At 61.7% G+C, this 8,509-nt stretch carries 8 protein-coding genes; 1 reads left to right on the forward strand and 7 read right to left on the reverse strand.

Going from position 1 to position 8,509, the window contains the following annotated elements; translation table 11 throughout:
* Positions 1 to 133 precede the first annotated feature (133 nt).
* The gene (locus Q7L05_RS16130; RefSeq protein WP_303909109.1) at positions 134 to 598 is read right to left on the reverse strand and encodes a tRNA (cytidine(34)-2'-O)-methyltransferase; all 465 of its coding nucleotides are present in this window, start codon (positions 596 to 598) and stop codon (positions 134 to 136) included.
* 116 nt (positions 599 to 714) lie between these two features.
* Here Q7L05_RS16130 and Q7L05_RS16135 point away from each other — a divergent pair, with 116 nt between their 5' ends.
* Complete coding sequence (locus Q7L05_RS16135; protein ID WP_303909112.1) at positions 715 to 1,680, forward strand: dihydroorotate dehydrogenase; 966 nt, start codon at positions 715 to 717, stop codon at positions 1,678 to 1,680.
* 82 nt (positions 1,681 to 1,762) lie between these two features.
* Here the strand turns inward: Q7L05_RS16135 and ntrC are convergent, their stop codons facing one another.
* From ntrC to Q7L05_RS16165, 6 genes are all read right to left on the reverse strand, one after another.
* Positions 1,763 to 3,205 (reverse strand): nitrogen regulation protein NR(I), encoded by a 1,443-nt coding sequence (gene ntrC / locus Q7L05_RS16140; protein WP_303909131.1) that lies wholly within the window; start codon positions 3,203 to 3,205, stop codon positions 1,763 to 1,765.
* A 155-nt stretch (positions 3,206 to 3,360) separates the two neighbouring features.
* Complete coding sequence (gene glnL, locus Q7L05_RS16145) at positions 3,361 to 4,416, reverse strand: nitrogen regulation protein NR(II) (protein ID WP_303909115.1); 1,056 nt, start codon at positions 4,414 to 4,416, stop codon at positions 3,361 to 3,363.
* A 259-nt stretch (positions 4,417 to 4,675) separates the two neighbouring features.
* A complete protein-coding gene (locus Q7L05_RS16150) occupies positions 4,676 to 5,206 on the reverse strand; it encodes a DUF4124 domain-containing protein (protein WP_303909118.1) in 531 nt (176 codons plus the stop codon).
* A 185-nt stretch (positions 5,207 to 5,391) separates the two neighbouring features.
* On the reverse strand, positions 5,392 to 6,801 hold the full coding sequence (glnA, locus tag Q7L05_RS16155; RefSeq protein WP_303909121.1) for a glutamate--ammonia ligase: 1,410 nt from the start codon (positions 6,799 to 6,801) through the stop codon (positions 5,392 to 5,394).
* A 233-nt stretch (positions 6,802 to 7,034) separates the two neighbouring features.
* Positions 7,035 to 8,216, reverse strand: a complete 1,182-nt coding sequence (locus tag Q7L05_RS16160) for a cation diffusion facilitator family transporter (protein WP_303909124.1) — start codon at positions 8,214 to 8,216, stop codon at positions 7,035 to 7,037.
* Positions 8,206 to 8,436 (reverse strand): sulfurtransferase TusA family protein, encoded by a 231-nt coding sequence (locus tag Q7L05_RS16165; protein WP_303909127.1) that lies wholly within the window; start codon positions 8,434 to 8,436, stop codon positions 8,206 to 8,208. Before Q7L05_RS16165 ends, Q7L05_RS16160 begins: the two co-directional genes overlap by 11 nt.
* Positions 8,437 to 8,509: the final 73 nt, after the last annotated feature.

Consider the following 8,509-nt stretch of genomic DNA (forward strand, 5'->3'; position numbering starts at 1 on the left):
AGGAGCCTCAGCGACGCGGCAATCTCGCTGTTAGGACACCAGATTACTTCGTCGCTGGGGCTCCTCGTAATGACACCGAGGGGGAAGTTCATCAGGAGGAGACCAGCGACAAAACAATCCCGGGTAGTCTGTCTCAGCCAGCGCCCGAGAATCCCAGCTGACGCCATGCCTCGTAGGCAATGACAGCGACCGCATTCGACAGATTCAGGCTGCGATTTCCCGGCCGCATGGGAATGCGCAGACGGCTCTCATCCGGAAGCCGATCCAGAAAAGGCTGGGGCAGGCCGCTGGTTTCGGGCCCGAATACCAGGGCGTCCCCGTCCCGATACTGCACCTCGCTGTAGGGCCGCCCGCCCCGGGTCGAGCAGGCCAGTATCCGCCCCGGCTTGATCGATGCCCGGAAAGCGTCAAAATCGCTCCAGGTCCGGACCTCCGCAAACTCGTGGTAATCCAGCCCGGCCCGCCGCAGGCGCGCATCGTCCAGCTCGAACCCGAGCGGCTCGATCAGGTGCAGTCCCATCCCGGTATTGGCACAGAGCCGAATGACATTCCCGGTATTGGGCGGAATTTCAGGTTGATAAAGGACAATGTAGATCACCGGTGCTCCTCAGCCCACTTTCAGCGACACACGATAACCGCTTTTCGAACTTGTATCCCGCATCTCCTATCTTGTATCTTGCTCAAGCCTTCCGACTACCCGACCCGGTTAACGCCATGACGACCAAAGACGACAAGATGCTCTCGACCGAGTTCTGCGGCATGCGTTTCGATACACCGCTCGTCCTGCTCTCAGGCTGCGTCGGCTTCGGCGAGGAATATACCCGGGTGGAGGGTTTTTCCAACCGCGATGTGGGCGCGGTATGCCTGAAAGGGACGACGCTGGAGGCGCGACTGGGCAATGCACCCCACCGGGTTTATGAGACTCCGGGCGGCATGCTCAATGCCATCGGCCTGCAGAATCCCGGCGCCCGTTACGTGGTCGATACCATTCTGCCCACCCTGGACTTCGAGGAGACCCGCTTCATTGCCAATATCGCCGGGTCTACTGTGGAGGAGTACGCGGAGGTGGCCCGCATCTTTGACGATTCATCAGTAGATGCCATCGAGATCAATATCTCCTGCCCCAACGTGAAGGCGGGCGGCGTGGCCTTCGGCAATGACCCGGAGATGTCCGCCCGGGTGGTGGAAGCGGTGCGCCGCGCCACGACGAAGCCCCTCATCACCAAACTCTCACCCAATCAGACCGATATTGCCGCAAGCGCCAGCCGCTGCATTGAGGCGGGTACCGACGGCTTCGCCGTCATCAACACCCTGATGGGCATGGCCATCGATATCGAGCAGCGCGCGCCGATTCTCGGTAACAGACAGGGCGGCCTCTCCGGTCCCGCCATCAAGCCGGTGGCGCTGTTGAAAACCCATCAGGTCTATCAGGTCTGCCGTCCCCACGGGATCCCCATTATCGGTCAGGGGGGGATCGCCAGCGCCCAGGATGCCCTGGAATTCCTGATCGCGGGGGCAAGCGCCGTGGGGGTGGGTACGGCACTCTTTTATGACCCGCTGATCTGCCCCAAAATCAATGCCGGGATCGCTGAATACCTCGATCGCCACAAGATCCCCGAAGTCAGTCAGCTGGTCGGCAGCCTGGCCACCGCCCCCCCCGCACCCGCCTGCGGCAACTAAAGAGCTTGTGGGTTGGGGATTCAGCCCGCTGCCACCGTCACCGCCGGGAACGGCAGCTACCGGCACAGCAACGCATTGTCGTTCAGTTCATGCCTGTCGGCGGGCCCACCCTATGGGGCGGACTTTTCATTCCCAATTCCTTGATCTTCCGGGTGAGGGTATTGCGGCCCCAACCGAGTAACTTGGCGGCTTCCTGGCGGTGGCCGCCAGTCTTGGCGAGAGCGGTTTCGATCATGATCCGTTCAAATTCGGGCACAGCATCGTCGAGAATGGCGGCGCTGCCGCTGGAGAGCCGACGTTCAGCCCAGCGGCGCAGGGGACCGAGCCATTCGATACTGTCACCTTCGGCGCTCACGCCGTGGCGCAGTTCGGCAGGCAGGTCCTCCATATGGATCTCCTGACCGGGGGACATCACGGTCAGCCAGCGACAGGTGTTTTCGAGCTGACGCACATTACCGGGCCAGTCGAGGCCGGAGAGATAGGCTTGGGTCTCCTTGTCGATGCGTTTGGGTTCCCCACCCAGTTCCTCGGCCGCACTATTGAGGAATTGCTGCATCAGTAGCCGAATGTCTTCGCGGCGCTCGCGCATGGGCGGTATGTGGATGCGGATGACATTCAGACGATGAAACAGGTCCTCACGGAACAGGCCCTCACGCACCCGGGTCTCCAGGTCCTGGTGGGTGGCGGCAATAATCCGTACGTTGACCTTGACCGGTGCGTGCCCGCCCACCCGATAGAACTCGCCATCGGCCAGCACCCGCAGCAGACGGGTCTGCAGCTCCGCCGGCATGTCGCCAATCTCATCCAGAAACAGCGTGCCGCCGTCGGCCTGTTCGAAGCGACCCTTGCGGGCCGCCTGAGCTCCGGTAAAAGCACCGCGTTCATGGCCGAAGAGTTCCGATTCCAGCAGATCCCGCGGGATGGCGGCGGTGTTGATGGCAATGAACGGTTGGTCGGCGCGGGGGCTGTGGCGGTGCAGGGCACGGGCCACCAACTCCTTGCCGGTGCCGGATTCACCGTTGATGAGGACGGTGATGTTGGAGCGGGAAAGGCGGCCGATGGCCCGGAACACCTCCTGCATGGAGGGTGCCTCGCCGATGATCTCCGCCTCCTCTTCAGGCTCCTGGGCAATCCCTTCTATGGCATGATCGTGCCGATGGGAGACGGCGCGATGCACCAGGTCCATGGCCTCGTCGACATCGAAAGGCTTGGGGAGGTATTCGAAGGCCCCGCCCTGGTAGGCGGAAACGGCGCTGTCCAGGTCGGAGTGGGCGGTCATGATGATCACCGGCAGATCGGGATAACCGGCGCGCAATTCCGAGAGAAGCTCCAGCCCGCTCATCCCCGGCATACGGATGTCAGTGATCAAAGCGTCAGGCTCCTGCCGCTGCAAGGCCTTCAGGGCCGGACCGGCCTCATCGAAGCTCCTGACCTCGATGTTCTCCGCCTTGAGCGCCTTCTCCAGCACCCAGCGAATCGACCGGTCGTCGTCAATCACCCAGATTTTGGTCTGTCGCGCGTTCATCATCTGCTTCCGTGTTGCGTTATCGCCTGAAAAGACGGCGGATTATGGTGGCGGTGATATGGCCACTCTGTGAACATCCGATTACGCCCGGCCCGCTACGGTCCCCTTGTAGGTCGGCCTTCAGGCCATCAGATTTTGACGGGCTAAAGCCCGATCTACGTCAGGGGCAGCAGTACCGTAAAGACGGTGCGGCCCGGACGGCTGTCGCATTCGATCAGCCCGCCATGGGCGTTGATTAGCGACTGGGCAATGGGCAGACCCAGGCCGGTGCCGCCGGGGCGCCCCGTCACCATCGGCAAAAAGACGCTCTCCCGGACTTCCTCGGAGATTCCCGGCCCGTTGTCGATCACGTCGATGCGGGCAACCAATTTGTGCAGGGTGTGACCGATGGTGTACTGGCGTAGGGTGCGTGTGCGCAGCACGGTGCGACCGCTTTCTCCCACCGCCTGGACGGCGTTTCGGACCAGGTTCATGACCGACTGAATAAGCTGATCACTATCGGCGGTAAGCTCCGGGATGCTGGGATCATAGTCGCGGTCGATGGTCACCCCGGGCGGTGTCTCGGCGCCCACCACCTGCCGTACCCGCTCGAGCACCTCGTGGATGTTGACCAACCGCTGCCGGGGCAGGGCATTAGGGCCCAGCATCCGGTTCATCAGACTCTGCAGCCGATCGGCCTCTTCGATGATGATGCGGGTGTACTCCTTGAGTTCCTCATCGTCGAGTTCACGCTCGAGAAGTTGTGCCGCCCCGCGCAGACCCCCGAGAGGATTCTTGATTTCGTGGGCCAGCCCACGCACCAGGGCCCGCGTGGCGCTGCTTTGGGAAAGCAGGGTCTCCTCGCGGGTGATGCGCAGCTGCCGGTCCACCTGGCTCATTTCAACCAGGATCTCGCGAGCGTGCTGCGGGTCGCTGAGCGGCAGGGCAGTCAGGTCCACGGTCACCCACTCGCCGCTGGCGGGGAGTTCGATGGCCAGTTCCCGCTCCGTGAACGGATGACCGCTTCGGAACACATTGGCCAGGGCATCCACCAGGTCTCCGCCCGCCAGCAATTCACGGGCGTGCACGCCTATGACACGCCGGGCGCTCACTGCAAAGAGCATCTCTCCCGCGGGGTTCAGATAACCGAGCTTCAAATCGGCGTCGAAGACCATCACCGCGGTGTGCAGGTTCTCAAGAATGCGCGGAGTCAGTTCGGGTGAGAGTTGCATGCTGGATGCCATATTGGAGTTTGTTGCAAGAACTGAACCAACTATCAAGACGGTCCGACACAGACCGGGAGTACCTGGAAAAACATCCGGGGATCAGCAGAATGCGACGCCGCGTGCCTCTGCGGCAAACCAAGCCTGTGACTATGTCTGTGACAATAGTAGTGCAGGGGGAGTTGCAGTGCACCAATTTAGTGCATGACAGAGCCGTGTTGGAAAGGGGCCCGGGGCGCATGGAGCCACCCCGGCAGAGTTCAGGGGCTCAGGGACGATGGACTTGATGCTTGTGAATATAGAAGGTCACCGATTCACTCTCGATCAGGACGTTGTCGGATTCGTCCACCACCAGGGCCGATACCTGGTGCTCACCGCGATAAATCGGCGAGACGGCGAAACGGGTACGTTTTCCGCGCCCCACTTCGGTGCCATCCACCGTAACGACGATCTCATGGTCGTCCTCCAGCCCAGGGGAGAGACTCACGCCAATCGGAACCCTCCAGTCGGAGGTCCAAATGTGCTCTTCAGAATCGGGTTGCGTGACCTCGAGGTGCCGGTATTCGACGCTGTCCCTGTCACCCCCTTTTGGTGCAGCCGGTTCGGGGCGCTCCATGCGCGGTGGCGGAGGTGCCTCATAGGTCTGGATGTCGGGCAGTGGTATCTGTTCGGCCCCGTTCTCCGCCGGCGGCTCATCGGTGTATTCGACGGTGCCGTCGGGGTGGACGATACGATACGCGGCCTGTCCGGCAAGCACCGGCAGGGCGAAGAGCAGCAGTAGCAGCGCAAGACGATTCATGAGCCGAGAATAGCGAGAACGGTGGCTAGTGGCTAGTGGCTAGTGGCTAGTGGCTAGTGGCTAGTGGCGAGGGGCGAGGGGCGAGAGACCAACGACCAAGTGATTCCCTGCCGTTCCTCGCAACTAGCCACTCGCAACTAGCGACTGCAGTTCCTAGCAACTAGCCACTCGCCACTAGCCTGCGACTACACGCTGTAATACATGTCGAACTCGACCGGATGAGTGGTCATCCGCAGGCGGGTGACCTCTTCCATTTTGATGCCGATGTAGGCGTCGATCATGTCGTCGGTAAAGACGCCGCCGGCGGTCAGGAATTCGCGATCGGCAGAGAGGGCATCCAGGGCCTGATCGAACGAATGGCATACGGTCGGAATGTCCTTGGCTTCCTCGGCGGGGAGGTCATAGAGATCCTTGTCCATGGCATCGCCGGGATGGATCTTGTTCTGAATGCCGTCGATGCCGGCCATCAGCAGTGCTGAAAACGCCAGGTAGGGATTGGCGGAGGGGTCGGGGAAACGGACTTCGACGCGACGCCCCTTCGGGTTGGAAGCATAGGGGATACGGATGGAGGCAGAGCGGTTGCGGGCGGAGTAGGCCAGCATGATCGGGGCCTCGAACCCGGGCACCAGACGCTTGTAGGAGTTGGTGGAACCGTTGGTGAAGGCATTCAGGGCGCGGGCGTGCTTGATGATGCCGCCGATAAAGTACAGCGCGGAATCGGAGAGGCCGCCGTACTCGTTGCCGATCATGATGTTCTGCCCGTCCTTCGAGATGGACATGTTCACATGCATGCCGGAGCCGTTGTCACCGACGATGGGCTTGGGCATGAAGGTGGCCGTCTTGCCGTAGCTGTGGGCGACGTTGTGCACGCAGTACTTCAGCGTCTGCACCTCGTCGGCCTTTTTCACCAGCGTATTGGCGGCGACGCCGATCTCGCACTGGCCGGCGGTGGCCACCTCGTGGTGGTGCACCTCGATGTCCAGCCCCATCTCTTCCATGGCCAGGCACATGGCGCCGCGGATGTCATTCAGGGAGTCGACCGGCGGGACCGGGAAGTAGCCGCCCTTGAGCTTGGGGCGGTGGCCCATGTTGCCGTCCTGATAGACACGCTCGGAGTTCCAGGTCGCCTCTTCGGAGTCGATCTTGACGAAGGAGCCGGAGACGTCGGAGCCCCAGCGCACGTCATCCAGAATGAAGAATTCCGGTTCCGGGCCGAACAGGGCCTTGTCACCGATGCCGGTGGATTTCAGATACTCCTCGGCACGTCCGGCCACCGAGCGCGGATCACGCTCGTAGCCCTGCATGGTCGTCGGCTCGACGATGGTGCAGGTGATGTTGACGGTGGGCTCGTCGGTGAACGGGTCCAGCATCGCGGTCTCGGTGTCCGGCATCAGAATCATGTCCGACTCGTTGATGCCCTTCCAGCCGGCGATGGAGGAGCCGTCAAACATCGTGCCGTCGGTAAAGGTATCGTCATCCACCTTGTGGACGGGAACCGTCACGTGCTGCTGCTTGCCGTGGGTGTCGGTGAAGCGGAAGTCGAAAAACTTCGCGCCGCTGTCCTGAATAAGCTTCATTACGTTGTCAACGGACATCCGGGTGCCTCCAGTTGGTTCAATCTGAAATAAGGCCCGTCAGGCGTCTGTCGGCTTGCAGTCCGACACTGCACCCACGCGGGCAGGGAATTTGGTCTGCTATCGAGCAGGAAGCGTGCCAGTGACGTAACCTGCTGAACGGCATGGTTTTACGTTTCTTTAGTATAACTTCCACGGTGCCGGTGACGCACCAGGAAGGTGCATCAGAAAGTCAGGCGCACCACTTCCGTGCATCAGGCGAAGTAAACCCTGATCAACTCCACCTCCTCGCGCTCCTCGGCAGTCGCCGCCAGGGCTCTTTGCAGGGACTCGGCGGAGTGACGCTCAAGAGCAACCAGGGGGAGTACAACCTCCAGCCGGACTCTCCCATCCAGATAGTGAAGAGTCACTTTTTTCTCTTCCAGCCCCTCCCCGAAGATCGCTCTCCAGCGTGGACGCAGCTCCTCGAGAAGGGCATTCCGGGAGGGCAGCCCGACACTCGGCCGGCTCGTTTCGTCATCTTCCGGGTCGATGTGCACCAGCACGTCCTGAACCTCTTCGAAGCGGCGTATCAGCCGCGAGCGAGCCGTTTCGCTGACGTGATGTCCTTCGGAGACACTCAGCTCCGGATCGACCAGGACGTGCACATCGACCAGCGCGTCCGGACCCATCCGCCGGGTTCGCAGCTCATGCACCGAGTGTACGCCATCGACCTGTTTCAATTCGTCACGAATCGCCTTGACCGTCTTTGCATCCAGACTCGTATCCACCAGCTCGCGCAGACTGTTCCATGCCAGGTCCCAGCCCATCTTGGCCACCATGAGTGCCACGCCCACGGCGGCGATGGCATCGAGGTAATCGAGACCCGCCATGGTACCGCCAACGCCCACGATGACCACGATCGAGGAGAGGGCATCGGAGCGATGGTGCCAGGCATTGGCCTTGAGCAGGTTGGAACGGACCCGGCGAGCCACACGCAGGGTGTAGCGGAACAGGCCCTCGTTGGCGAACACCGACAGTGCTGCAGCCACCAACGCCAAAACGCCGGGACGCAACAGCTCTTCGGGATTGAAGAGGCGCTCGACCGCATCGATGCTGATCCCGGCCGCAACCGTGATCAGAATGGCGCCAAGACCCACCGTCATCGCTGTCTCGATGCGGGCGTGACCGTAGGGGTGGTCCTCGTCCGCCGCCTTGCTGCCGTGTTGGGAGGCAACCAGGACCATGGCATCGGTGACCAGATCGGAAAAGGAGTGCACACCGTCGGCGACCAGGGCCTGGGAGTTCCCCAATACGCCCACGACGGTTTTGCCGATGGCAAGCAGCAGGTTAACGACCGCGCCAATGACGGTCACTCGGCGGCTGGCCTGAAAACGGACGTCGGCATCCGGTACTTCGGGAACCGGATGATAGTGACGTTCGTGGCTATGATTCATCGCCGACCTCAATCTCGAGCACCACCTCACCCCTCTCCTCGCGGGTGGCCAACACCTTGTGCCCGTTGATACGACACCAGGCGGGGATGTCATTGATCACCCCCGGATCCGTAGCGACCACCTCGAGGATATCGCCGGGTTGCAACGCTGCAATGCGATCCTGAGTGCGGATTACCGGCATCGGGCACAGCAGTCGGCGGGCATCAAGGGTGTATTTCATGGCAGTTGCGAGTGGCTAGGCTAGTGGCTAGTGGCTAGTGGCTAGTGGCTAGTGGCTAGTGGCTAGTGGCTAG

The organism is Thiohalomonas denitrificans (genome assembly GCF_016841685.1).
GTDB lineage: Bacteria > Pseudomonadota > Gammaproteobacteria > Thiohalomonadales > Thiohalomonadaceae > Thiohalomonas > Thiohalomonas denitrificans_A.